This is a genomic window from Bradyrhizobium sp. 199, from assembly GCF_023073355.1.
Classification (GTDB): Bacteria; Pseudomonadota; Alphaproteobacteria; order Rhizobiales; family Xanthobacteraceae; genus Bradyrhizobium.
Genome location: NZ_JADPJI010000008.1, coordinates 86,668 through 112,524, shown reverse-complemented (window position 1 = coordinate 112,524; position 25,857 = coordinate 86,668). Strand labels below are relative to the sequence as shown.

The window sequence follows — 25,857 nt, the reverse complement described above, 5'->3', positions numbered from 1 at the left end:
GGGTCAGCTCGCAGCCAGTTGGGCCGGAAGCCGGAATTCGATGTTTTCCTCGCGGCCGGGCAACACCTGGATCTTGACTGGTCCGATCCGCCGCATCGCTTCGATCACGTCATCCACGAGCACCTCAGGTGCCGAAGCGCCGGCGGTGATGCCGACGGTTCTGGCATTCTTCAACCACTCCGGATTGAGCTCGCTGCCGTCGGCAATCAAATAACTCGCAACGCCGGCCTCGGTGCCGATTTCGCGAAGCCGGTTCGAGTTCGAGCTGTTGGCAGCGCCCACCACCAAGATCACGTCGACCAGCTTGCTCAAGTCCCTTACCGCAGATTGGCGGTTCTGTGTCGCATAGCAGATATCCCGGATATCCGGGCCTTGAATGTCTGTAAAGCGGGCTTGAAGGGCCGCGATCACGTCCCTGGTGTCGTCGACCGACAGGGTGGTCTGGGTGATGTAGGCCAATGGCGTATCTGCCGGCAGCGTCAGTGCCTTAACCTCTTGAACACTTTGGACAAGCAGCACCGGGCCGGGAATCTGGCCCATCGTGCCTTCGACCTCGGGGTGCCCGGCATGGCCGATTAGGATCAGCGTTCTGGCCTTGCTGATGTAGCGCTTCCCCTGATTGTGAACTTTCGTGACCAGCGGGCAGGTGGCATTGAGCACCGGAAGGTCGCGCGCGGCAGCCTCTTCCTCAACGCTGCGGGCGACGCCATGGGCGCTAAAGACCGTGACCGCCTTCGGCGGGACTTCGGACAGTTCCTCGACGAAGATTGCCCCTTTGTTCTTCAGACTCTCGACGACGTATTTGTTGTGCACGATCTCATGGCGCACGTAGACGGGCCGGCCGTACTTCTCCAGCGCCCGTTCCACGATCTCGATTGCACGCACCACGCCCGCGCAGAAGCCGCGCGGTTGCGCCAGATAAACTTCCATTGGACGCCCATCACGCAAGTTGCACCAATCCGCTTTGTAAGTCCTCGGCGTCACTCCGGTACTAACCAATGAGCTGCAATATCCGCACCATTGGTTCGCGCACGCGGTAGCCACCCACCCTCGTGGGGGCTCCGGCGCATGGAGGCGCAAGACTTTGTGTCAAAAAATCGGCAAAAAGGAAAGGTCGAATGAAACCTGGACGCCCCCGGCTCGGCAAGTTCAGGTAATATAGTAAGTAACCGTTGCCAGCAAGATCGGCAACATCTGGCCCAGCCCTTCGTCACTTTCCCGCCTCAACTGCCCGGCTATACCGACGCGCCCCCGCATGGTTTTGCCCGGTCTCCCGCCGTTTACCTCAAACCTTGTGCGTCGATAACCGCCAAAAACAGCAATAGGTTTCGCCCGGGAACTCCGTTAAAGAGCGGGCGTTTCCGGCAAGCTGTTAACCGCAGAAAGAAAAGAAGTGCTGCAAAGCGTAGTCGTTGCCATCGTCAGGGCCTGCACCCGGTTTGCCTCCCTCGTCGTCGTTCTCGGGCTCCTGCTGGCAGTGGCCGCGGGCTATTACGCGTCCCAGCACTTCGCCATCAACACCGACATCAACTCGCTGATTGCCCAGAATCTGGACTGGCGCCAGCGCGACCAGCAATTCGACCGGGCCTTCGACCGCGATGCGACGATCACGGCGGTCGTCGAGGCCAAGACCCCCGAAATGGCGAGCGCGGCGTCGGACGCCCTCTTTGCCAAGCTGAAGGACGACAAGACCAACTTCCAGTCCATGCAGCAGCTCGGCAGCGGCGAGTTCTTCGAGAAGAACGGCTTGTTGTTCCTGCCGACCGAGGAGGTCGGCAAGATCACCGCCCAGTTCGAATCCGCCGCACCCCTGATCGAGATCATGGCCGGTGATCCGTCGATCCGCGGCCTGACCGGTGCGCTGGAGACGGGCCTTGCCGGCGTCAAGCGCGGCCAGGTCAAGCTCGACAACACCGCGCGGCCTTTCAACCTGATCGCGCAGACGGTCGAGACCGTGCTGAACAAGGGCCAGGCAAGCTTCTCGTGGCGCGAGCTCGTGAGTGACGAGCCGCTGTCGGATTCCGACAAGCGCACCTTCATCGAGTTCAAGCCGATCCTCGACTACAACGCGCTGGAGCCCGGCAAGGGCGCCACCGACGCGATCCGCAAGGCCGCTGCGGATCTGGATTTTCCGACCAAATTCCAGGCGCGGGTGCGGCTGACCGGCCCGGTGCCGATCGCCAACGAGGAATACGCCACAGTCCAGGAGGGGGCGGTCATCAACGGCATCGGCACGGTTCTGGTCGTGCTGGTCATCCTGTGGCTCGCGTTGCATTCGGCGAAGATCATCTTCGCGGTGTTCATCAACCTCTTCGTCGGCCTCGCGCTGACGACTGCGGCCGGCCTGATGATGGTCGGATCGTTCAATCTGCTGTCGATCGCGTTCGCGGTGCTGTTCGTCGGCCTCGGCGTCGATTTCGGCATCCAGTACAGCGTCCGCTATCGCTCGGAGCGCTTCAAGCACAACGATCTCTCGGGCGCGTTGGTGCTGGCGGCCAAGCGCTCGGCGGTGCCGCTGTCGCTTGCGGCGATGGCGACGGCCGCCGGCTTTCTCTGCTTCATGCCAACCGACTACAAGGGCATCGCCGAGCTCGGCCAGATCGCCGGCGTCGGCATGCTGGTGGCGTTCCTTTCCTCGATCACCGTTCTGCCGGCCATGCTGAAGCTGCTGAACCCGCCTGGCGAGAAGGAACCGGTCGGCTATGCCTTCCTGGCGCCGCTCGATCACTTCCTGGAGAAGCACCGCGTGCTGGTCGTGGGCGGCACGTTGCTAATCGCGCTCGCCGGCCTGCCGCTGCTCTACTTCATGAAGTTCGACTTCAATCCGATGAACCTGCGCAATCCGCACGCCGAATCGATCGCGACCTTCCTCGATTTGCGCAAGGACCCTAACACCGGCGCCAACGCCATCAACGTGATGACCACGTCGGAAGAGCAGGCGAGGGCGGTCGAGGCGAAGCTGGAGAAGGTGCCTGAGGTGCTCAGGGTGATGTCGCTCGACAGCTTTGTGCCGCAGGACCAGCCGCCGAAGCTGAAGCTGCTCGCGCAGGGCGCCAAGGTACTGAATCCCGCACTCAATCCCGAGCAGATCGACGCGGCGCCGTCGGATCAGGAAAACGTGGGGTCGCTCAAGTCCTCGGTCGACAATCTGCGCCGGACCGCGGGCGAAGCGAAGGGCCCGGGTGCGGTCGCATCGCGCCGTCTGGCAGACGCGCTCGAAAAGCTCGCCAATGGCGACGAGGCCACGCGCAACAAGGCGCAGGACGTGTTCGTCACACCGATGAAGGTCGTTTTCGACCAGCTCAGAAACGCGATGCAGGCCGAGCCTGTCACCCTGAAGTCACTGCCGCCCGATCTCGTCAGCGCCTGGAAGAGCAAGGACGGCGTCATCCGTGTCGAGGCGCTGCCCAAGGGCGATCCCAACGACAACGACACGCTGCGCAAATTCGCGGCGGCGGTGCTCGCCGCCGAGCCGACCGCGATCGGCGGGCCGGTCTCGATCCTCAAATCCGGCGATACCGTGGTGAGGGCGTTCATCCACGCCGGCATCTATGCGCTGCTGGTGATCGGCCTCTTGCTGTGGATCACACTGCGCCGGTTCGTCGACGTGCTGATGACGCTGGTGCCGCTCCTGGTTGCCGGTGCGGTGACGCTCGAGATCTGCGTGTTGATCGGTCTGCCGCTCAACTTCGCCAACATCGTCGCGTTCCCGCTGCTGCTCGGCGTCGGCGTCGCCTTCAAGATCTATTATGTCGTGGCCTGGCGCTCGGGCAGGACAAACCTGCTCCAGACCAGCCTGACACGCGCGATCTTTTTCAGTGCGCTGACGACAGCGACCGCGTTCGGCAGCCTGTGGCTGTCGAGCCATCCCGGCACGTCCAGCATGGGCAAGCTGCTGGCCCTTTCGCTGGTGACGACGCTCGCGGCCGTGCTGCTGTTCCAGCCGGCCCTAATGGGCAAACCCCGCAATCTCAGGGAGTAGGCAGATGTCGCCGACCGGGTCGGCGGCGCCCTTCTGACCGGGCTTGGCTACGCCCGCCGACTTCGGGGCCGTGGGTGCAGCTGCTGGTGCAGGCGCAGCTGCGACCGTCGCTCCTGTGGCTTTTGGCGCCGCGCCGGCAGACTTCGGTGCACCCTTGGCCATCGCGTTGGCTGGGCTCAGGGGGATCGGCGGGCCAACCCGGGTCCAGGTTTCGCCACCGCAGAGGAAGCCCATCACGCAGCCCTTGATTTCGAGCTGGTCGGCGCCGACAGGCGTGATGGTCGCGCTGTAAAGCTGGCCGTCCTTGGCGTTGTAGACCTGCCCTTCCCACTGATCGGCGCCGGGCTTCTTCTTCATGTCGATCAGCGTCGCCATGCCCAGCGTCGGCCGGGTCTTTTTCGAGGCATCCGGGTTGTTCTCGTCGCGGCCGCCGGGCTGTTTTTCCCAGGAAACCGCGCCCCACATGCTGCCATTGCATTGGGCGACACGAATGTTGGCGACGCCATCGGCAACCCGCCAGTCGCCGGTGGGATCGGCAGCGAGCGCGGGGGTCAGGCAGGTGTAGCCACCAGCCAGTATTATTCCGGTGTAAAGGGCCAAACGCATGTTAGTTCCTCGGCAGTGCAACATGGTCTAAAGCTGTGCTTGCGAAGATGGTCCGAAAAAGGGCAAAAGGCCGCACAAACCGTTTTCAGTAACGGTCCGTTTTCAGTTGACGAAACGGCCCTCAAGCGAAGTATGTAGCGGATGCACAGTCCAAATCCAGACATGTCTGAGCTATTCGCGGACCGTCAGGCCCAGCGCAGCGCCATGCATAACCGGTATCTGAACGAGCAGTTCGTTCGGGTCCTCAAGACCATCGGCTACGATGTCGGCTTCCAGAAGGGGCAGGGGCAGTACCTCTTCGACCGCGAGGGCGCGCGCTATCTCGACCTGTTGTCCGGCTTTGGCGTGTTTGCAATCGGGCGCAACCATCCGGTCATGCGCGAGGCGCTCAAGAGCGTGCTCGACGCCGACCTGCCCAATCTCGTCCAGTTCGACGTCTCCGTCCTCGCCGGCGTGCTTGCCGAGCGGCTGCTGAAATACGTTCCCTATCTCGACAAGGTGTTCTTCGCCAATTCCGGCGCCGAATGTGTCGAAGCCGCCATCAAATTCGCCCGCGGCGCCACCGGCCGCCCGGGCATCGTCTATTGCGCCCATGGCTATCACGGCCTGACCTATGGCGCGCTGTCGCTGACGGGTGATTCGAACTTCCGCACCGGCTTCGAGCCGCTGCTGCCGGGCTGTACCCCGATCCCGTTCAACGATCTGGCCGCGCTCGAAAAGGCTCTGGCCTCGCGTGAGGTCGCAGCCTTTGTCGTCGAGCCGATTCAGGGCAAGGGCGTCAATATGCCCACGGACGAGTTCCTGCCCGGCGCCGCTGCGCTCTGCAGGAAATACGGCACGCTGTTCGTCGCCGACGAGATCCAGACCGGCATGGGCCGCACCGGCCGCTTCCTCGCGGTCGAGCACTGGAACGTCGAGCCCGACATGGTGCTGCTGTCGAAGTCGCTATCCGGCGGCCACGTGCCGGTCGGCGCGGTGCTGACGCGCAAAAGCATCTTCGACAAGATCTTCAACCAGATGGACCGCGCTGTGGTGCACGGCTCCACCTTCTCCAAGAATGACCTCGCGATGGCCGCTGGCATCGCCACGCTCGACATCATGGAGTCCGAGAAGCTGATCGAATCCGCCGCCAAGCGCGGTGCCGAGCTGCGCCTCGCGCTCACGCGCATGGTGCCCGGCTACGAGCTGTTGAAGGAAGTGCGCGGCAAGGGCCTGATGATCGGTGTCGAGTTCGGTCCGCCGAAGTCGCTGCGGCTGCGGGCTTCCTGGAACGTGCTGGAAGCCGCCAACAAGGGCCTGTTCTGCCAGCTCATCACCGTGCCGCTGTTCAAGGATCACAAGATCCTGACTCAGGTCGCCGGCCACGGCAGCCACACCATCAAGCTGCTGCCGCCGCTCACCATCACCGAGGAAGACTGCACGTGGATCGAGCGCGCCTTCGACGACGTCATCGCCGGCAGCCACAAGGTCCCCGGCGCGATCTGGTCGCTCGGCAAGACGCTGGTGGACAACGCGGTGCGACGATCGGCGTAAGGCCGATCGCTCAGGCCGCCTTGGGCTTGTTCACAGTCTCGATGCGGTCAAGCGCTTTGCCGAGATCGCGTTTGGCGATCTGGATGTCGTAATCGTTCTGAAGATTGAGCCAAAGCTCGGCCGTCGTGCCGAGGGCCTTGGCGAGTCGAAGTGCTGTGTCGGCGGTGATCCCAGTCTGTTCGCTCGCGATCCGCTCGATTCGCGTGCGAGGAAGGTTGCATGTCTTCGCAAGGGCACCAGCCGAAATGTCTAGCGGAACCAGAAATTCCTCCCGAAGAACCTCACCAGGATGCATGGGCTTTAGTTTTTTGACCATCGTCGCGTCTCCTAGTGATAGTCGACAATCTCGACCTCGGTGCGCTGCGTCCGGGGCAGGACAGGGAAGCGTGTAAGGGGTCTCTACTTCGCATCCTCCAAGATCATCGCAGCGCCCTTCTCGGCGATCATCGCGGTCGGCGTGTTGGTGTTGCCCGAGGTGATCGTCGGCATGATCGAGGCATCGACGATGCGCAAGCCTTCGAGGCCGTAGAAGCACAGGCGCTCGTCGACCACCGCCATCGGATCGCTTGCCGCGCCCATCTTCGCGGTGCCCACTGGATGGAAGATGGTCGTACCAATATCGCCGGCGGCTTTGGCGAGCGAGGCATCGTCGTCGCCGACAGTGGGGCCGGGCAGATATTCGCTCGGACGATACCTGGCGAGCGCCTTCTGCTGCATCAGTCGGCGCGTGGTGCGGATGGCGCCGGCGCCGACCTGGCGGTCCTCGTCGGTCGACAGATAATTCGGCGCGATGATCGGCTTCTCGTCCGGGCTCGCTGAACGCAGCCGCACGGTGCCGCGCGAAGTCGGCTGGAGGTTGCAGGCGCTCACCGTGATGGCCGGGAAGCGGTGCAGGGGATCGCCGAACTTGTCGAGCGACAATGGCTGCACGTGAAACTGGATGTTGGCGCGTGCGCGCGTCGCATCGGAGCGGGTGAAGATGCCGAGCTGCGACGGCGCCATGGTCAGCGGCCCGCGACGGCGGAAGGCGTAATCGAGCCCCATCAGGCCGCGGCGGAACAGGTTGTAATAGGTCTCGTTCAGCGTGCGCACGCCCTCGACCTTGTAGATCGCGCGCTGCTGGAGATGGTCCTGCAGATTGCGCCCCACACCGGGCCTGTCCATGACGATGTCGATGCCGAGCGGCGACAGCCAGTCGGCCGGTCCGATGCCCGAGCGATGCAGCACCTGCACTGAGCCGATCGAGCCGGCCGAGAGGATCACCTCGCGTTTGGCACGCGCCTCGATGATCTCGCCGTTCTGGATGAAGCGCACGCCGACGGCGCGGCCTTGCTCGATGATGAGGCGGTCGACCAGCACGTGCTTCTCGAGCCGCAGGTTGGCCCGGTTCAGCGCCGGCTTCAGGAAGCCGCGCGCCGACGACCAGCGCCGGCCGCGCTTCTGGTTGACGTGGAAATAGCTGGTGCCTTCGTTGTCGCCGGTGTTGAAATCCGGGATGCGCTTGATGCCCATCTCCTCGGCGGCGTCGCCGATGGCGTCGAGAACGTCCCACGACAGCCGCGGCGCCTCGATGCGCCAGCCACCGCCGGCACCGTGATGCTCGCTCGCGCCCAGGAAGTGATCTTCCAGCCGCTTGAATAGCGGCAGCACGTCGTCATAGCCCCAACCGGTCATGCCGAGTTGGCGCCAGTGATCGTAGTCGGCGGCCTGTCCGCGCATCGAGATCATGGCATTGATCGCCGAGCAGCCGCCGATCACCTTGCCGCGGGGATAGGCGAGCGAACGACCGTTCAGGCCCGGCTCGGCCTCGGTCTTGAACATCCAGTCCGAGCGCGGATTGCCGATGGCGAAGAGATAGCCGACCGGGATGTGGAACCAGATCCAGTTGTCGTCGCCGCCGGCTTCGAGGATGAGGACGCGATTGTTTGGGACGGCTGACAGCCGGTTGGCGACGATACAGCCGGCGGTGCCGGCTCCGACAACAATGTAGTCAAACTCACCTTCGAGCCGTCTTGGCATTCTGCTTCCACCCGGATGGTCACTTAACGTTCTGTCCTAATAGGCAGACGCGGCGGACCGGGACAAGTCCGCCATGCCAGAGAGCGGGACGACCCCGGCCCCGTCGGTTAGGTGGACCGACGCTTGCATGCTAGACAGTCCTGCATTCCCAACAAACCTTGAGACCCTCCATGCCCATCGTGAATCGCGTCGCCGACCTCCAACCCGATATTCAGGCCTGGCGCCGGGACATCCACGAGCATCCCGAACTGCTGTACGATGTTCATCGCACTGCAGCATTCGTGGCGGACCGCCTGCGCGAGTTCGGCTGCGATGAGGTCGTAACCGGGCTCGGCCAGACCGGCGTGGTCGGCGTCATCAAGGGCAGCAAGCCGGCGGGCGAGGGGCTCAAGGTGATCGGCATGCGCGCGGACATGGACGCGCTGCCCATCGACGAGCAGACCAACCTGCCTTACGCCTCTAAGGCGCCCGGCAAGATGCACGCCTGCGGTCATGACGGCCACACCGCGATGCTGCTCGGCGCCGCCCGCTACCTCGCCGAGACCCGCAACTTCGCCGGCGACGCGGTGGTGATCTTCCAGCCCGCCGAAGAGGGTGGCGCCGGCGGGGCGGCCATGGTCAAGGACGGCCTGATGGAGCGCTTCGGGATCGAGCAGGTCTACGGCATGCACAACGGCCCCGGCATCCCGATCGGCTCGTTCGCGATCCGGCCCGGTCCGATCATGGCCGCGACCGACGAAGTCGACATCATGATCGAGGGTCTCGGCGGCCATGCCGCGCGTCCGCACAAATGCATCGATTCCGTGCTGGTCGGCGCCCAGGTAATCACCGCCTTGCAGTCGATCGTCGCGCGCAGCGTCGATCCCCTGGAATCGGCGGTGATCTCGATCTGCGAATTCCACGCCGGCAATGCCCGCAACGTCATTCCGCAAACGGCGACGCTGAGGGGCACCATCCGCACCCTGTCACCGGAGGTGCGCAAGCTGATCGAGAAGCGCGTGCACGAGGTGGTGGCGGGCGTGGCGCAGATCACGGGTGCGAAGATCGACCTGCACTACAAGCGCAATTATCCCGTCGTGAACAACCACGCTGCGGAGACCGAGATTGCACGCCGCATCGCCAGCCGGGTCGCGGGCGAAGCCAACGTGCACGAGATGCCGCCGCTGATGGGCGGCGAAGATTTCGCCTATATGCTGGAAGCACGTCCCGGCGCCTTCATCTTCTGCGGCAATGGCGACAGCGCCGGCCTGCATCACCCCGCCTACAATTTCAACGACGAAGCGATCGTGTTTGGCACCTCCTATTGGGTCAAGCTGGTCGAGGAGTCGCTCGCCGCGTCGTGACGCCGCGCTGGACACACGAATGAAAAAGGGCCTGTGCATCGCACAGGCCCTTTGTTCTTGGCGGGATCTGATCGGCCTCAGAAGATGTTCGAGAAGATCACGTACGGCGTCGCCGACAGCACGATCGCGCAGGGCAGCGTCACCACGCGGGCCATCAGCAAATCGCCCTTAATTTCAAAGTAAGGATCTTGTCCGCGATGGATTTTGAGGCCAGATGACAACCGCCGCGTGAAAACCCTTGTCCCCCCGTATTTAGGCAGCGCGTGCCGACTTCTTCTGCAAAGACGCGGCGATCTTCAAGTCTTCGACGAAGCGCCGATATTCCAGCACCTTGGCCTCCGGATCGGGCAGCCGCAGCAGATAGGACGGGTGCACCGTCACCAGAGCCTTGCGTCCGTCGGGAAGCTCTATGAGGCGGCCGCGGGTCTTGCCGATCGGGGTGATCTTGCCGAACACGCTTTGCGCCGCGGTGGCCCCCATTGCCACGATCAGATCGGGCTGAATTGCCGAAACCTCCCGCTCATACCATTGCCGGCAGGCCCGGATCTCAGTCGTATTCGGCTTCTGGTGCAGGCGGATCTTTCCACGCGGCACGAATTTGAAGTGTTTGACCGCGTTGGTGACATAGACCTTCTTGCGGTCGACACCGGCCTCCGCGAGCGCACGGTCGAGCATCTGGCCGGCCGGGCCGACGAAGGGATGGCCCGCGAGGTCTTCCTTGTCGCCGGGCTGCTCGCCGACCAGCATGATGTTCGCCGACTTTGGGCCTTCGCCGAATACGGTCTGGGTCGCGTCCTTGTAGAGATGGCAGGCGCGGCAATGCGCGGCTTCCTCGCGGAGGGCTTCGAGATTGTCGACTGTGGTCTTGCGTTTCATCGGAGCCTCCGGCCGCTTCTGAGGCTTGTGCGGATCGGTCGCGGGATTGCCGATCATAGTGCCGGTCATGCGCTCGGCGTCCTCGATCAGAGGCTTAATGATCGAAGCCTCGGGCAGGTTCCTCCAGTACTTCTTCGGCATCTCGGCCTGCATCGCCTTCACCTTGAGCCGGGCCGGATTGAAGATGCTGGCGTAGTAACGCCGCCAGGTTTCCTCCAGCCGGTCTTCGCCCGGCGCTTCGCTCTTGCTGACGCCTGAGGTGAACGAGAGCGCGTGGCCGTCCCAATGCGCGCACAGATCGGGCGTCAGGATCGACCAGGGCATGTCGGCAAAGCGCCTGGCGAAGAACGGCGCGGCGAGCTCGACGATGTGATGCTCCGGCTCGAACCAGGCAACGTAGTGCGCCTCACGTTCCCGGCCGATCTCGCGGAAGCGCACGAAGGCGTGCATCTTGTGCTCGTCGCGATAGACCGCTTTCGCCATGGCGGTGACCTGCGCGACATCAGGGTCGGTCGCGACCTCGATGAGATCGTGGTTGTCCTTCAGCCGCCAGAGCAGGCGATATAGGATGGCAAAGCGCTGGCGCTCGCGGTGCAGGATTGCGGCCTGGGCGAGCTCGACGAATTTTGCTGAGACGCTGAAGGTGCCGTCATTCACCTCGAGGATCGGAGAGGACGCGGGCGGCGCGAACAACTCGGCTTCGCCGCCCTGCACGGTCCAGGTGACATCGGTGGGCTTCACATGATGAAGCACGAGTGTCCGCGCGGCTTTGCGCCAGCCGTCGAAATCGGTTTCGGTGTCGAGCGTGATGTACTGCATCAGAAGCCGAACCCCAGTTGTGTTGCCTTCGGCTTGAACCGCTCGACCAGCCGCGCCTCGTCGAGGCGATGCGGCGAGGGGCGATGATCGCTGAGAACGATGAACGGCAGCGCTTTGTGCTTGGGCACGTGCAGCCGCGCCAGATCAGAGAGGCGGATCGTGGTGGTGCGGCGTGTCGCGATGATGCGTTCAACCGTCCGGGTACCGAAGCCCGGCACGCGCAGCAGCTCCTCGCGGCTGGCGCGGTTGACGTCGAGCGGGAAGCGGTCGCGGTGACGCAGCGCCCAGGCCAGCTTGGGATCGATGTCGAGCGGCAGCATTGCGCCGTCGTCGACGATCTCCGCAACGTCGAAGCCGTAGAACCGCATCAGCCAGTCGGCCTGGTAGAGCCGGTGCTCGCGCAGCAAGGGCGGCTGTACCAGAGGCAACGCGCGGCTGGCGTCGGGGATCGGGCTGAACGCGGAATAATAGACGCGCCGCAGTTTGTATGACCCGTAAAGATTAGAGCTGGTGTGGAGAATGGTGTGGTCGGAGGCGCTATCTGCGCCGACGATCATCTGCGTGCTTTGTCCGGCCGGCGCGAAGCGCTGCGGTTTTGCTTTCGTTTTCGCGCTGCGGTCTTCCTCGGCTTCGTCGAGCTTCAGCCGCAGCCGGCCCATGGTGCGGCGGATCGCGCGCACGTCCTTTTCCGGCGCGAATTGCTGCAGGCTCGTTTCCTCCGGCATCTCGATGTTGATCGAGAGACGGTCGGCATATTTGCCGGCTTCTGCGATCAGCGCGTCGTCGGCCTCGGGAATGGTCTTCAGGTGGATGTAGCCGCGGAAGTGATGCTCCTCGCGCAATTTGCGCGCGACACTCACCACTTGCTCCATCGTGTAGTCGGGGCTGCGGATGATGCCGGAGGAGAGGAACAGCCCCTCGATGTAATTGCGCCGATAGAAGTCCAGCGTCAGCTTGACCAATTCGTCGATGGTGAAGCGGGCGCGCGGCACGTTCGAGGAGGCGCGGTTGACGCAATAGAGGCAATCGTAATTGCAGGCGTTGGTCAGCAGCACCTTGAGCAGGGAGATGCAGCGTCCGTCCGGCGCGTAGGAATGGCAGATGCCCATGCCGGGCGCAGTCGAGCCCATGCCCTTGCCGTCGCTGGAATCCCGCTTTTCGGTGCCGCTGGAGGCACAGGACGCGTCGTACTTGGCGGCGTCCGCCAGGATTTCCAGCTTGCGTTGTACGTCCATGTTTGAATCCCTTTGATTCGGCTCATGAATCCCTAGGCGCGCCAATTCGATTGACTCTTCTGGCGCCGTAGCTTTATATTAGAACATATCATGAACAAATGAGCCAGCCGCTGGTTCTTCTTTTGAAGACCACGGCACCAATTCCTGAGGAGCGGCGAGCATGCAGAGCGCGATCAGCAAAAGTGGTCGCCGGTTTTGCGTCCGATCGCGCTCTTCTTTTTAAGAGGACGCATGATCTTGTCGCCAAACCGCTCACACTTTGGCGGATCATGCGCCACCGCACGTATGAGCGCGCTTGCGACCTTGCGCGGCCAGATCGAGCGCATCGAGACGGCGGAGGTCGTACATCAGTACGATCGCGTCGCACTCGGCCACAGCGAGGTCGATACCGCGCTGAAGGGCGGGCTCGCGCGCGCGGCGATCCACGAGGTGTTTTGCGACGGGCGGCAGGGGACGGCCGCAACGGGATTTGTCATGGGCCTCGCGGGCCGCGTCTCGGTGCAGCGGCCGCTGCTGTGGGTGCGGCAGGATTTTTCGGAAATCGAAACAGGCGCGCTGTCGATGAGCGGGCTCGCCGAGCTCGGCCTCGATCCGCGCCGCGTGGTGATGGTCCGCGCCGCCGATGTCGAGAGCGCGCTGCGAACCTCGGCCGACGCGCTTGCCTGCGATGCGCTGGGCGCCGTCGTGCTCGAGCTCTGGGGCGAGACCAGACAGTTCGATCTGGTGGCGAGCCGCAAGCTGACGCTGGCCGCGCAAGGCTCCGGCGTCACCGGCCTGATGCTGCGCATGGCCGCGCAGCCCTTGCCGTCGACCGCGGAGACCCGATGGATGCTGCGCGCGGCACATTCGCCGCCGGGGCAGGCGTGGAGCGTCTGGGGCGCGCCGTGCTTCGATGCCGAGCTGTTGCGCAATCGTCATGGCCCGTGCGGCCGGTGGATCATGGAATGGAAATGTGATGAGTGCCAGTTCAGTGAGCCGTCGACGTATTCTCAGCCTATGGCTGCCACGCCTGCCCATCGACCGGATCCAGCGGTTCTTCAACGGCGGGTTGGCTAAGAGCAGGGCGTTTTCAAGCGAAGTGGGGACCGGTTCGCGTGAAGAAAACGCGTCCAAACAAAAAGATGAACCGAGCATCGTCGTCATCAAGGACAACAATGCGCTGGTGATCCATGCGCTGGACGAGGCCGCCGAGCGCCTCGGTCTGTACATCGGCCAGCCCTTGGCCAATGCGCGGGCGATGTGTCCGGATCTAAAAGTGTTCGACGCCGATGTCGTGGCCGATGCGAAGACGCTCAGTGATATCGCCGACTGGTGCGACCGCTTCACGCCGCTGGTGGCGCTCGATCCGCCGCACGGGTTATTCCTCGATATCACCGGCTGCGCACATCTGTTCGGCGGCGAGGCGGCGCTGCTAACGACGCTGGTTCGTGCGCTTGCCCGTCAGGGCTTTGCCGTCGGTGCGGCGATCGCCGGCACGTCGGTCTGTGCGCGTACGCTGACGCGGCAGGCCTCGGGTAGCATCGTTCCCGATGGCGGAGAGGCGGCGGCGATCGAGCGATTTCCGGTGTCCGCGCTCGGTGCGGCCGAAGCCATCACCACAGGCCTGCGTCGCGCCGGCCTGAAGACCATCGGCGACGTGGCCGCGCGCACGCCAGGTGAAATCACGGCGCGGTTCGGCGCGCGGTTCGCCACGCTGCTCGCGCATGCGCTGGGCCAGGGCGATGCGCCGATCAGCCCGCGCAAACCGCTGCCCGATTACATCGTGGAGAAGCGCTTTGCCGAGCCGATCGCGACCGACACCATGATTGCGATGACGCTGTCGCGGCTCGCCGACACGTTGATCGCCTCCATGGAGAAACAGGGCAAAGGCGCGCGCCGGCTCGAGGCGGCGTTCTTCCGTACCGACGGCGTGGTGCGCGCGATCATGGTCGAGACCGGACGTCCTGTGACGCGAAGCGCGGTGATCGACCGGCTGTTCCGCGAGCGTCTCGATGCGCTAGCCGATCCGCTCGATCCCGGCTTCGGTTTCGACATGGTGCGCCTGTCGGCAAGCCGCACCGAGATCGTGGTGCAGGAGCAGCGCGATCTCGACGCCCATGTCCACGACAATGACGAGCTTGCCGCGTTGGTCGATCGCATCGCCGCCCGCATCGGCGGAAAGCGCGTCGTCGTGCACCTGCCGCAGAATACGCACATCCCCGAATGTGCGGCGATGGCCGCGCCGGCGCAGCATCATCTTGCTGCCGCCATGCAGGCCGAATGGCCCGCACGTGCCGAGAGCGAGCCGCCGCTGCGTCCCTTGCGGCTGTTCGACAAGCCGGAGCCGATCAAGGTGCCGTTCGCCGCCGTGCCGGACGGTCCGCCGCATCAATTCACCTGGCGCCGCGCGCTGCATGCCGTGGTGCGGGTGGAAGGGCCCGAGCGCATCGCGATGGAATGGTGGCAGCAGGACGGCAAGCAGCTGACCCGGGATTATTTCCGCATCGAGGATGCCGAAGGCCTGCGCTTCTGGATTTTTCGCGACGGTCTTTACGAGGGGGAGTGCTTCGATGCCGAGGGCAAGCCCACGCCTCCGGGCTGGTATGTGCACGGTCTCTTCGCATGAACACCCCCGCTTATGCCGAGATCGGCATCACCACCAATTTCTCTTTCCTGCGCGGCGGCTCGGATCCGCGCGCCTATGTGCATCAGGCGAGCGCTTTGGGGATTCCTGTGATCGGCATCGCCGATCACAACACGCTGGCCGGCGTGGTGCGGGCCTACAAGGAGCTCGACAACGACGAGGTGCTGCACAAGCCGAAGCTCCTGATCGGCGCGCGCATCGTCTTCGTCGACGGCACTCCCGACATTTTTGTCTATCCGCGCGACCGTGCGGCCTATGGCCGGCTCTGTCAGCTCCTCACCAGGGGCAAGCGCGGCGACGACATCACGCGGATCGAGAAGGGCGGGTGCCGTCTCACCTTCGCCGATCTCCTGGAGTTTTCCGAAGGCCAGCTCCTGATCCTGACGCTGCCGCATCGCTTCGAGCCGGCGCAGGCGCTGGATGTCCTTGCCAAGCTCAGGGCTAGCAGCGCCGAAGGCGTATGGCTGGCGGCGAGCCTGATCTATCGCGGCGATGACCGGCGCCGTCTGGCGGGGCTCGATGATCTCGCGATGAAGGCCAAGGTGCCGCTGCTCGCGACCAACGAGGTGCTGTATCACGATACCGGCCGCCGGCCGCTTCAGGACGTGCTGACCTGTATCCGGGAAAAGACCACGATCGAGGCGGTCGGACGAAAGCTGGAAGCCAATGCCGAACGGTTCTTGAAGACGCCACGGGAGATGGCCCGGCTGTTCCGCGATTTCCCCGAGGCGATCGCGGAGACCAGGCGCTTTGCGGACAAGATCGATTTCTCGCTCGACCAGCTCAAATACCAATATCCGGACGAGCCGGTGCCGCCGGGCAAGACCGCGCAGGGGCATCTGGAGGATCTGACCTGGGCGGGCGTCGACAAATATTTCGACGGCAAGATCGACGACAAATTGCGCGCGACACTCAAGAAAGAGCTCGCGCTAATCGCCGAGCTGAAATATGCGCATTATTTCCTTACCGTGCACGACATCGTGCATTACGCGCGCAGCCAGAACATTCTGTGCCAGGGGCGGGGATCGGCGGCGAATTCGGCCGTGTGCTACGTGCTCGGCATCACCTCGGTCGATCCGACCAAGGTCGATTTGTTGTTCGAGCGCTTCATCTCCAAGGAGCGGCTGGAGCCGCCCGATATCGACGTCGATTTCGAGCATTCGCGGCGCGAGGAGGTGATGCAATATGTCTATCGCCGCTACGGCCGTCACCGTGCCGCGATCATCGCAACAGTCATCCATTATCGCCCGCGCAGCGCCATCCGCGACGTCGGCAAGGCGCTGGGCCTGACCGAGGACGTCACCGCCGCGCTCGCCGACACCGTCTGGGGAAGCTGGGGCAAGGGCCTCAACGACATGCAGGTCAGGCAGGCCGGCCTCGATCCTAACAATCCCATGATCAACCTCGCGGTCGAGCTTGCGACCGAGCTGATCGAATTCCCCCGCCATCTCTCCCAGCATGTCGGTGGCTATGTGCTGACACAGGACCGGCTCGACACCTATGTGCCGATCGGCAACGCCGCGATGGACGACCGCACCTTCATCGAATGGGACAAGGACGATGTCGATGCACTTAGCATGATGAAGGTCGACGTGCTCGCGCTGGGCATGCTGACCTGTATCAGGAAGTGCTTTGATTTGATCGATCAGCACAAGGGCAAGCGCTGGGTGCTGGCGAGCGTTCCGCAGGACGATGAAAATGTCTACGACATGCTGTGCCGCGGGGAATCGCTCGGCGTGTTCCAGGTCGAGAGCCGGGCCCAGATGAACATGCTGCCGCGCCTGAAGCCGCGGACCTTCTACGATCTCGTCATCGAGGTCGCGATCGTGCGGCCCGGGCCGATCCAGGGCGACATGGTGCATCCTTACTTGCGGCGGCGAAACGGGGTGGAGGAGGTGCGTTATCCCTCGCCATCGCCCGAGCATGGCCCCGCGGACGAGCTCTACAAGGTACTGCACAAGACGAAAGGCGTGCCCCTATTCCAAGAGCAGGCAATGCGCATCGCGATCGAGGCGGCAAAATTCACCTCCGAACAGGCGAACGGCCTGCGCCGCTCGATGGCGACCTTCCGCAATGTCGGCACCATCGGCCAATACGAGGAAAAGCTGATCGGCAACATGGTGGCGCGCGGCTACGATGCCAACTTCGCCAGAAGCTGCTTTGATCAGATCAAGGGATTTGGCTCCTATGGCTTTCCGGAGAGCCATGCCGCGAGCTTTGCGCAGCTCGTCTACATCTCGTCATGGCTGAAGCATTATCACCCGGATGCGTTCTGCTGCGGCCTTTTGAACTCGCAGCCGATGGGCTTTTACGCCCCGGCACAAATCGTCGGCGATGCCCGCAAGAACGGCGTCGAGATTCGCGACATCGACGTGTCCTACAGCTTTGCGCAAAACACGCTGGAGGAGGGGAGCGGTAAATACTGCGCCGTGCGCCTGGGCTTCCGCCAGATCGACGGTTTCCACTGGTTGGATGAAGATGAGGAGAGACTGAAGAGGGATCGGCTGTCATTCCGGGATGGTGCGTTAGCACCAGACCCGGAATCTCGAGATTCCGGGTTCACGCTTCGCGTGCCCCGGAATGACAGCATGGAGGGAGCCGAAGACTGGGCCGACCGCATCGTCGCCGCGCGCAGCCGGTGGCCCTTCACCTCGCTCGAAGACTTTGCTCGCGATACTGGCCTGCCCAAGCGTGCGCTGATCCTGCTGGCGGATGCCGACGCGTTCCGCTCGCTCGGGCTCGACCGCCGCGAAGCGCTGTGGCAGGTGCGGCGGCTGCCCGACGATGTGCCGCTGCCGCTGTTCGAGGCGGCGACCGCCCGCGAGCAGCCGGATGAGCATGCAAAACCGCTGCCGCTGATGCCGCGCGCCGAGCAGGTGGTCGCGGACTACCAGACCATCCGCCTGTCGCTGAAGGGCCATCCGATGGAGTTCTTGCGCGAGATGTTTTCGCGCGAGCGGGTGGTGGCCTGCAAGGCCATCAATCATGACAACGAGCGGCGCCGCGTCCGCTGCGCCGGTGTGGTTCTGGTGCGGCAACGGCCAGGCAGCGCCAGCGGCGTCGTATTCATGACGCTGGAGGACGAAACCGGCATCGCCAATGTCGTGGTGTGGCCCAAGATCATGGAGCAGTACCGCAAGGAGGTGATGGGCGCGCGCCTCATCCTGGTCGAGGGCTATATCCAGAGCAGCCCCGAGAAGGTGACGCATCTCATCGCCCAGCGCATGGTCGATCGCTCACACGATCTGGTCGGCCTCGCCAACGACGCCTTAAGCCGCAAGCATCCGGTATCGGCAGGCGCCACCGTGGTCGAGCCCCTCAACGAAGACCCTCGTGCGCTATCGGACATGCCGGCACAAAAAGTCCGCCACCCCCGCAACGTCCGCATCCTGCCGCCGTCGCGAGATTTCCATTGAGAGTGTGGCGCGGGGTGCTGCCGAACGCTCAGCTGCCGTACGGTGGGCAAAGGCGCTTAAGCGCCGTGCCCACCATCCCGCGGTTAGTCGCGAAAACGGTGGGCACGCTTCGCTTTGCCACCCTACGAGTTCTGCGATGACGATGCCGCGTGCCCTCAAAAATTCACCCGGTTCGAGATCGCGCCGTCCACGACGAGATTGGAGCCGGTCGTGAACCCCGACACCGGACTTGCCAAAAACACCGCCGCGCTCGCGATCTCCTGCGGCGTTGCCATGCGCCCCGTCGGATTGCGCTTCATCGCGTCGTTGTAGCGCTCGGGCATGTTCTTCTCGATCATCTCCCAGACGCCGCCCTTGAAATAGACGGTGCCGGGCGACACGACATTCACGCGGATCTTCTTCTTCGCATATTGCCGCGCCAGGCCCTTGGCCATGTGGATCAGCGCCGCCTTGATTGGACCATAGGAGCTGGCGGTGTCCGCCTGCGCTGCCGAGATCGACGAGATGATGACAAAGGCGGCATCGCCGCTTCTCTCGCCGCTGGCTTCGAGGAACGGACGGGCGGCATCGAACGCATGCACCGCGCCGAGCAGGTCGAGCTGGAAATTCTGTTGCCAGGACGCGGCGTCGTGGCCTTGCGCCATCGCGCCGGCATTGGAGAACAGCAAGTCGACGCCACCGAACTCCTTTGCCGCGGCCTCGATCCAGGATTTCAACGCCGTGCCGTCGGTGACGTCGACCGGGCTGCCAGTGGCACGGATTCCGCTCGCCTTCAGCTCCGTGACGGTGGCCGCAACCTGATCGGCATTGCGCGCGCACACCGCAACATTGCTACCTTCGCCGGCCAGCGTTGCCGCAATCGCCCGCCCGATGCCGCGGGTGCCGCCGAGCACGATCGCGTTCTTGCCTTTGAGACCGAGATCCATTGTCTGGTTTTCCTTTTTTGTTGGTCGCAGCGAGTGTAGCTGTTTCGAGGGACGCCCAAAAGCCTCCACATCGTCATTGCGAGGAGCTCTTGCGACGAAGCAATCCAGGCTGCCACCGCGGAAAGATTCTGGATTGCTTCGCTTCGCTCGCAATGACGGTGTGGAAACAGCGGCCCTCACTCCGGCGCCGCCCCCACCGGCGGGCCGCCGGGTGGCCGGTGCAGGAAGGTCAGCGAGGCGTAGGCGCCGGCCCAGGAGCCGATCGCGGCGAAGGCAACGTAAAAGGCGTTCTCGGTGTAGCTGATCACGGCATAGGAGGAGAGCATGTACCAGACCGCGCTCCAGTTCGCGGCCGGCACGCGCTTTCGCGCGATCACGGCCGAGGTGAACATGACATAGACCGCGTCTGTGGCCGCCGTCGCGATGAACACGGCGCCTGCGGTAAGGGGGTCGATGGCGGCCATTGCATTTCCTTATGTGCCAATGGATGGTTGCGGAAAAACTAGGGGAGAGAAGCGGCCATGCAAAGCCCTGCCAGCATTCTCAGCGATATCTGGACCTCCGCCGGCGGCGACGCCGCTGCACTCGCGCGCGTGCGGCTAACGGGCGAGGAGCCGCAAATCCCGTCCTCGTTTCGCGCCGCCGTCGCCGGACAAACCACGATCGCAGCCGCCGGGCTTGCGGCTGCCGAAATCTGGCGGCTGCGCAGCGGCGAGACGCAGGACGTCCATGTCGAGATCCAACACGCGGTCGCCGAATGCCGCTCGGAGCGTTATTTGCGCCTGGACGACAAGCCGCCTCCGCCTGCCTGGGACGCCATTGCCGGCGTCTACAGGACCGGCGACAACCGCTTCGTGCGCTGCCACACCAACTTTCCGCATCACCGCGACGCCGTCTGCAAGGTGCTCGGCTGCAAGGCCGAGCGCGACAAGGTGCAGGCTGCGCTGATGCAATGGAAGGGCGAGGATTTCGAGACTGCGGCTTACGCGGCGGGCGGCGTCGTTGCGCTGATGCGCAGCTCCGACGAATGGCCCGCGTTGCCGCAGGCGCGTGCGCTCGCGCAATTGCCGCTGATCTCGATCGAGAAGATCGGCGAAGCGCCGCCAAAGCCGTGGCCGCAAGCAACATCGAACAACGATCGTCCGCTCTCGGGGCTTCGGGTGCTCGATCTCTCCCGCGTCATCGCAGGTCCTGTCGCCGGCCGCACGCTTGCAGCCCATGGCGCCGATGTGCTGCTGGTATCAGGGCCGGAGCTGCCCGCCATTGACTGGCTCACCATCGACACCGGCCGCGGCAAGCTCACCACCTTCATCGAGCTGAAGAGCGAGACGGGCAGGGCACAATTGCGCGAACTGCTAGAGGATGCCGACATCTTCTCGCAAGGCTATCGCCCGCGTGCGCTTGCCGCGCTCGGCTTTTCGCCGGAGGATGCAGCGAAGATCAATCCCGGCATCGTCTATGTGACGCTGTCGGCCTATGGCCACACCGGCCCCTGGGCCGAGCGGCGCGGCTTCGATTCCCTCGTGCAGACCACGACCGGGTTTAATCACGCCGAGGGGCGCGCTGCCGGCCTCGATGGTCCCAAGGAATTGCCGGCGCAGATGCTCGACCACGCCACAGGCTATCTGATGGCCTTTGGCGCGATGATGGCCAGGGCGCGTCAGGCCCGCGACGGCGGCAGCTGGCACGTGCGTGTGTCGCTGGCGCAGACCGGGCGTTGGCTTTGGAATCTCGGCCGACTCGAAGGCGGATTGAATACCCCGGATCTTACGGGCGAGGCCGTACATGCTGCGTTCATCGAGAGCATGCCATCTGGATTCGGCATGTTGAAGGCGGTGCGCCATTCGGCGCTGCTGTCGGCGACGCCGGCGCAATGGACTCGTCCGGCGATGCCGCTCGGCAGTCATCCGGCACAGTGGCCGGCGCGAAGCTGACAGGAAGCTGACACGTCGCAGATTTTTAACGCAAACCGAAAGGCGCACAGCGTTTTTTAGGTTGTTTGAAATCCCAATTCGGCACTATTAGCGCAACTGATAAGGCAGGCGTCTGCCAAGATCGTCGCAGACACGACCGGGCTCCATGGTAGTTGAAAATACCAAGCGATCGCAGGTGTTTACAAAACAACGGGTGACAACATCCGTAGTTTTACTGGCTCTTGCCGGTGTTGGCGCGGGTGCGTACGGCTTCCTCTCTTCGGGGCCGAAGGAAAAGAAGCACTCCGAGATCTCCAGCCAGTCGCGCAGGAATGCGCAGAACTTCACGCCGACGCCCTCCGAATGGGCAACACTGACGATCGAGCCGGTCAACGCCAGGAGCTTCCGGGCCGAGTATGTCACCGAGGGCAAGGTTGCCGTCGACGAAGACCGTTCGACGCCGGTGTTCTCGCCCTATGCCGGACGCGTCACCAAGCTGCTGGCCAAGCCGGGCGAGACGCTGAAGCAGGGTCAACCGCTGTTCACGATCGAGGCCGCCGACACGGTGCAGGCCCAGAATGATTTCATCGCGGCCATGACTTCGCAGAACAAGGCGAAGTCGGCGCTCGAGCTCTCCGACATCCAGTTCAAGCGCGCCAAGGACCTCTATGAGGGTCATGCCATTCCGCTCAAGGATTATCAGCAGGCGGAAGCGACCCAGGTTCAGGCGCGGAACGACATGCGCTCTTCGGGGACCGCGCTGGAAGCCGCGCGCAACAAGCTGCGCATCCTCGGCTTTACCGACGAGACCATCAAGGTGTTCCAGGACAAGGGCGCCATCAATCCGGAAGTCACGATTTATTCGCCGATATCGGGCACGGTCGTGCAGCGCAAGATCGGCCCCGGCCAATACGTCAATTCCGGCGCCAGCGATCCGGTCTTCGTGATCGGCGACCTCTCCACCGTCTGGCTCACCGCCTTCGTGCGCGAGAGCGATGCGGCTGCGGTGTGCATCGGCCAGGACATCACCGTCAATGTGATGGCGCTGCCGGGTCGGCCGCTGACGGCCAGGATCAACTACGTCGCCGCCGCGATCGACCCGAGCACCCGCCGCCTGCTGGTCCGCGCCACGATCGACAACAAGGACGGCGTGCTCAAGCCGGAGATGTTCGCCAACGTCACGATCTACTCGGCAGGCGACCGCGCCGCGCCGGCGGTGCCGAAGCAGGCGTTGATCTATGAAGCCGACAAGGTCCGTATCTGGGTCGCGCGCGAGGACAAATCGGTCGAGCTGCGCCAGATCAAGATCGGTCTCATCAACGGCAATCTCGTCGAGGTCACCAGCAATCTGAAACCCGGCGAGCAGATCGTCACCAAAGGCAGCCTGTTCATCGACCGCGCAGCGTCCGGCAGCTGATCGACGACCCAAGAAAATTGAAGACCTGAATGGATCGTCTCGTCGCTCTTGCCGTCAACCGGCGCTTCCTGATGGTTGGCATGTTCGTCGCTGTCTTGATCGGCGGCCTGATCGCGTTCAACCAGCTCAACATCGAGGCCTATCCCGATCCGACCCCGCCGATGGTCGACATCGTGACGCAGAGCCCGGGGTTGTCGGCGGAGGAGATCGAGCGCTACATCACGATCCCGATCGAGACCCAGGTCGCAGGCCTGAAGAACGTCACGACCATCCGCACCATCTCGCTCTACGGTCTTTCCGACGTCAAAATTCAGTTCTCCTTCGCCTACACCTACGACGAGGCGTTGCAGCAGGTGTTGAACCGCCTGGCGCAGCTTGCGCCGCTGCCGGGCAACGTGCAGCCGCAGATCTCGCCGCTCAGCCCGATCGGCGAGATCTTCCGGTACCGTCTCGTCGGTCCGCCGAACTACAGCGTGCTCGATCTCAAGACCATTCAGGACTGGATCCTCCAGCGCCGCTTTCGCGCCGTGCCGGGGGTCATCGACGTCACCGGTTGGGGTGGCAAGAGCAAGACATATGAGCTCCAGGTCGACTTCAACAAGCTGATTGCCAACGGTCTGACGCTGCCGCAATTGCTCCAGGCGGTCGGCAATTCCAACGTCAATGTCGGCGGCAATACCGTCAATATCGGCCAGCAATCGGCTGTCGTGCGCGGCGTCGGCCTGATCCGGTCGATCGACGATCTCGCCAACACCATGGTGGCGCAGACAGGCGGCAATCCGGTGCTGGTCAAGGACGTCGCCACCGTCACCGTGGGCCAGAAGCCACGGCTCGGCATTGCCGGCCTCGACGAGGCCGACGACATCGTGCAGGGCATCGTCCTGATGCGCCGTGGCGAGCAGAGCTCGCCGACCATCAAGCGGGTCCACCAGCTCGTTCAAACCATCAACAACTCCAGCATTCTGCCGCCGGGCGTGCGCATCGAGCGCATTTACGACCGCGGGGACCTGATCGAGCTCACCACCCACACGGTGCTGCACAACATGGTGGTCGGCATTCTGCTGATCGTGCTGCTGCAGTGGATATTCCTCGGCGACCTGCGCAGTGCGCTGATCGTCGGCGCCACCATCCCGTTCGCGCTGTTCTTTGCGGTCATTATCCTGGTGCTGCGTGGGGAATCGGCCAACCTGCTGTCGGTCGGCGCGATCGATTTCGGCCTGATCGTCGATGCCACCGTCATCATGGTGGAAGCGATCTTCCGTCGTTTGACGCAGACGACGTCGATGTCGGAATCCGAGCATATGTCGCCCGAGACGATGTTCGGCATGAAGAGCCACGCCATCCTCAGCGCGGCGGCCGACGTATCGCGCTCGATCTTCTTCGCCGCGGCGATCATCATCGCGGCCTTCCTGCCGCTGTTCACGCTATCGGGTGTCGAGGGCAACATCTTCGGGCCGATGGCCCGCACCTATGCCTACGCGCTGGCCGGCGGGCTCCTTGCGACGTTCACCGTCACGCCGGCGCTGTCCGCGATCATTCTGCCGGCGCATGTCCATGAGACTGAGACCAAGGTGATGCTGATCCTGCACCGGCTCTACATGCCTGTGCTGAATTGGGCAGTGGCCAACCGCAGCATCGTCCTTGGTGCCGCGGTCGGCCTCGTGCTGATGACGGTCGCGCTCAGCCGGCTGCTCGGCCTCGAATTCCTGCCGAAGCTGGAGGAGGGCAATCTCTGGATTCGCGCCACGCTGCCCCCGACCATCTCGCTCCAGGAAGGCAATTCCTATGTCAACGAGATGCGCAAGGTGATCCGCGCCCGGCCGGAGGTTGAGTCCGTGGTGTCGCAGCACGGCCGTCCCGACGACGGTACCGACGCCGCCGGCTTCTTCAACGCCGAGTTCTTCGCCCCGCTCAAGCCCGCGAGCCAGTGGCCCGGCACCCGCGACAAGGAAGAGCTGACCGCGGAGCTGCTGAAGCAGCTCGACGACCGCTTCCCCGGCGTCGAGTTCAACTTCTCGCAATATCTCCAGGACAACGTCTCCGAGGCTGTTTCCGGCGTGAAGGGCGAGAACTCGATCAAGCTATTCGGCAGCGACCTGCAGGCGCTGACCGACACCGCCAACAAGATCAAATCGGTGCTGGCCACCGTGCAGGGCGTCACCGACCTTGCAGTGTTCACCTCGCTCGGGCAGCCGACCGTTCAGATCGACATCGACCGCGCCAAGGCCGCGCGCTATGGCCTTGCGCCGGGTGATATCAACGCCACGATCAAGGTCGCGATCGGTGGCGACACCGCCGGCGATCTCTATGAGTCTGGCAGCGACCGTCACTTCCCGATCATCGTCCGCCTCGCGCCGGAATACCGCAGGAGCGCGGAGGCGATCCAGAACTTGCGGATCGGCGCGCCCGGGCCGAACGGCAGCGTCACGCAAATTCCCCTGAGCGAGGTCGCCAACATCAGCCTCGTCTCCGGCGCCGCCTATATCTATCGTGAGCAACAGGAACGCTATCTGCCGATCAAGTTCTCGGTACGCGAGCGCGACCTCGGCAGTGCGATCCGCGAGGCGCAGCAGAAAATCGCCGAGCAGGTGCAGCTGCCGCCCGGCTCGCGTATGGAGTGGGTCGGCGAGTTCGGCAATCTCCAGGACGCGATCCGGCGACTGTCGCTCGTGGTGCCGATCTCGCTTGCGCTGATCGGCGTGCTGCTCTGGTTCAATTTCGGCTCGATGACCGACACGTTGCTGGCTATGAGCGTGATCCCGATGGCGATCTTCGGCGGCGTGCTTGGTCTGTTGATCACAGGCACCGCATTCAGCGTCTCCGCGGCGATCGGCTTCATCGCGCTGTTCGGCATCGCCGTGATGGACGGCATCATCATCCTGTCGCAGTTCAACCAGCTCATCGAAGAGGGCATGGACCGCATGAGCGCGGTGATCCGCACCGGCGAGCTTCAGCTCCGGCCGGTGCTGATGACTTGCGTCGTCGCCGGCGTCGGCCTGCTGCCGGCGGCGCTGTCCGAAGGTATCGGCTCGCAGGTGCAGAAGCCGCTCGCAGTGGTCGTCGTTACCGGCATGATGCTGGCGCCGATCGTGATCCTCGTGACCTTGCCGGTCTTGATCTCCTTCTTCTCCCGCCGCGCGCGGTGATCG

Annotated in this window: 17 protein-coding genes; 9 read left to right on the top strand and 8 right to left on the bottom strand. The window is 63.8% G+C overall.

Features of this window, described 5'->3' with window-relative positions:
• Positions 1–3: 3 nt before the first annotated feature.
• The gene (gene ispH / locus IVB28_RS23005; RefSeq protein WP_247529255.1) at positions 4–930 is read right to left on the bottom strand and encodes a 4-hydroxy-3-methylbut-2-enyl diphosphate reductase; all 927 of its coding nucleotides are present in this window, start codon (positions 928–930) and stop codon (positions 4–6) included.
• Positions 931–1,393: 463 nt separating this feature from the next.
• On the opposite strand from ispH, the gene IVB28_RS23000 reads away from it, so the two are divergent.
• The gene (locus IVB28_RS23000) at positions 1,394–3,982 is read left to right on the top strand and encodes an MMPL family transporter (RefSeq protein ID WP_247529253.1); all 2,589 of its coding nucleotides are present in this window, start codon (positions 1,394–1,396) and stop codon (positions 3,980–3,982) included.
• Here the strand turns inward: IVB28_RS23000 and IVB28_RS22995 are convergent.
• Complete coding sequence (locus tag IVB28_RS22995) at positions 3,950–4,588, bottom strand: DUF2147 domain-containing protein (RefSeq protein WP_247529251.1); 639 nt, start codon at positions 4,586–4,588, stop codon at positions 3,950–3,952. The two genes, IVB28_RS23000 and IVB28_RS22995, sit on opposite strands and share 33 nt — an antisense overlap.
• 141 nt (positions 4,589–4,729) lie before the next feature.
• On the opposite strand from IVB28_RS22995, the gene hpnO reads away from it, so the two are divergent.
• Positions 4,730–6,121: an aminobacteriohopanetriol synthase HpnO gene (gene hpnO, locus IVB28_RS22990; protein ID WP_247529248.1), complete on the top strand. Its 1,392-nt coding sequence runs from the start codon at positions 4,730–4,732 to the stop codon at positions 6,119–6,121.
• 10 nt (positions 6,122–6,131) lie between these two features.
• Here the strand turns inward: hpnO and IVB28_RS22985 are convergent, their stop codons facing one another.
• Together IVB28_RS22985 and IVB28_RS22980 are read right to left on the bottom strand one after the other, a co-directional pair.
• Positions 6,132–6,437, bottom strand: coding sequence for a HigA family addiction module antitoxin (locus IVB28_RS22985; protein ID WP_247529247.1), 306 nt, complete (start codon positions 6,435–6,437; stop codon positions 6,132–6,134).
• 83 nt (positions 6,438–6,520) lie between these two features.
• On the bottom strand, positions 6,521–8,140 hold the full coding sequence (locus tag IVB28_RS22980; RefSeq protein WP_247529245.1) for a GMC family oxidoreductase N-terminal domain-containing protein: 1,620 nt from the start codon (positions 8,138–8,140) through the stop codon (positions 6,521–6,523).
• A gap of 170 nt (positions 8,141–8,310) precedes the next feature.
• Here IVB28_RS22980 and IVB28_RS22975 point away from each other — a divergent pair, with 170 nt between their 5' ends.
• Positions 8,311–9,483 carry a M20 aminoacylase family protein gene (locus IVB28_RS22975; RefSeq protein ID WP_247529244.1) on the top strand — a complete coding sequence of 391 codons (1,173 nt, stop codon included), beginning with the start codon at positions 8,311–8,313 and terminating at the stop codon, positions 9,481–9,483.
• 252 nt (positions 9,484–9,735) lie between these two features.
• Here the strand turns inward: IVB28_RS22975 and IVB28_RS22970 are convergent, their stop codons facing one another.
• Together IVB28_RS22970 and IVB28_RS22965 are read right to left on the bottom strand one after the other, a co-directional pair.
• The gene (locus IVB28_RS22970; protein ID WP_247529243.1) at positions 9,736–11,178 is read right to left on the bottom strand and encodes a UdgX family uracil-DNA binding protein; all 1,443 of its coding nucleotides are present in this window, start codon (positions 11,176–11,178) and stop codon (positions 9,736–9,738) included.
• Positions 11,178–12,413, bottom strand: a complete 1,236-nt coding sequence (locus IVB28_RS22965; RefSeq protein ID WP_247529242.1) for a putative DNA modification/repair radical SAM protein — start codon at positions 12,411–12,413, stop codon at positions 11,178–11,180. Before IVB28_RS22965 ends, IVB28_RS22970 begins: the two co-directional genes overlap by 1 nt.
• A gap of 285 nt (positions 12,414–12,698) precedes the next feature.
• On the opposite strand from IVB28_RS22965, the gene IVB28_RS22960 reads away from it, so the two are divergent.
• Genes IVB28_RS22960 through IVB28_RS22950 form a run of 3 tightly spaced genes read left to right on the top strand, consistent with a single transcriptional unit; the run spans position 12,699 to position 18,452 of the window.
• Complete coding sequence (locus IVB28_RS22960; protein WP_247529241.1) at positions 12,699–13,469, top strand: DNA repair protein; 771 nt, start codon at positions 12,699–12,701, stop codon at positions 13,467–13,469.
• Entirely contained in the window at positions 13,369–15,018 is a 1,650-nt protein-coding gene (locus IVB28_RS22955; RefSeq protein WP_247529240.1) for a DNA polymerase Y family protein, read from the top strand. The genes IVB28_RS22960 and IVB28_RS22955 overlap by 101 nt, the downstream gene beginning before the upstream one ends.
• Complete coding sequence (locus IVB28_RS22950) at positions 15,015–18,452, top strand: error-prone DNA polymerase (protein WP_247529239.1); 3,438 nt, start codon at positions 15,015–15,017, stop codon at positions 18,450–18,452. Before IVB28_RS22955 ends, IVB28_RS22950 begins: the two co-directional genes overlap by 4 nt.
• A 155-nt stretch (positions 18,453–18,607) precedes the next feature.
• On the opposite strand, the gene IVB28_RS22945 is transcribed toward IVB28_RS22950, so the two are convergent.
• Both IVB28_RS22945 and IVB28_RS22940 read right to left on the bottom strand, forming a co-directional pair.
• A complete protein-coding gene (locus IVB28_RS22945; protein WP_247529238.1) occupies positions 18,608–19,378 on the bottom strand; it encodes an SDR family oxidoreductase in 771 nt (256 codons plus the stop codon).
• Between the two features lie 176 nt (positions 19,379–19,554).
• Positions 19,555–19,842: a hypothetical protein gene (locus IVB28_RS22940; RefSeq protein ID WP_092024185.1), complete on the bottom strand. Its 288-nt coding sequence runs from the start codon at positions 19,840–19,842 to the stop codon at positions 19,555–19,557.
• A gap of 57 nt (positions 19,843–19,899) precedes the next feature.
• On the opposite strand from IVB28_RS22940, the gene IVB28_RS22935 reads away from it, so the two are divergent.
• The 3 genes from IVB28_RS22935 to IVB28_RS22925 all read left to right on the top strand — a co-directional run bounded on the left by IVB28_RS22935 (position 19,900) and on the right by IVB28_RS22925 (position 25,854).
• Positions 19,900–21,312 carry a CoA transferase gene (locus tag IVB28_RS22935; RefSeq protein WP_247529237.1) on the top strand — a complete coding sequence of 471 codons (1,413 nt, stop codon included), beginning with the start codon at positions 19,900–19,902 and terminating at the stop codon, positions 21,310–21,312.
• Positions 21,313–21,457: 145 nt separating this feature from the next.
• A complete protein-coding gene (locus IVB28_RS22930; RefSeq protein WP_247529235.1) occupies positions 21,458–22,708 on the top strand; it encodes an efflux RND transporter periplasmic adaptor subunit in 1,251 nt (416 codons plus the stop codon).
• Positions 22,709–22,737: 29 nt separating this feature from the next.
• Positions 22,738–25,854, top strand: a complete 3,117-nt coding sequence (locus IVB28_RS22925; RefSeq protein WP_247529233.1) for a CusA/CzcA family heavy metal efflux RND transporter — start codon at positions 22,738–22,740, stop codon at positions 25,852–25,854.
• Positions 25,855–25,857 lie beyond the last annotated feature (3 nt).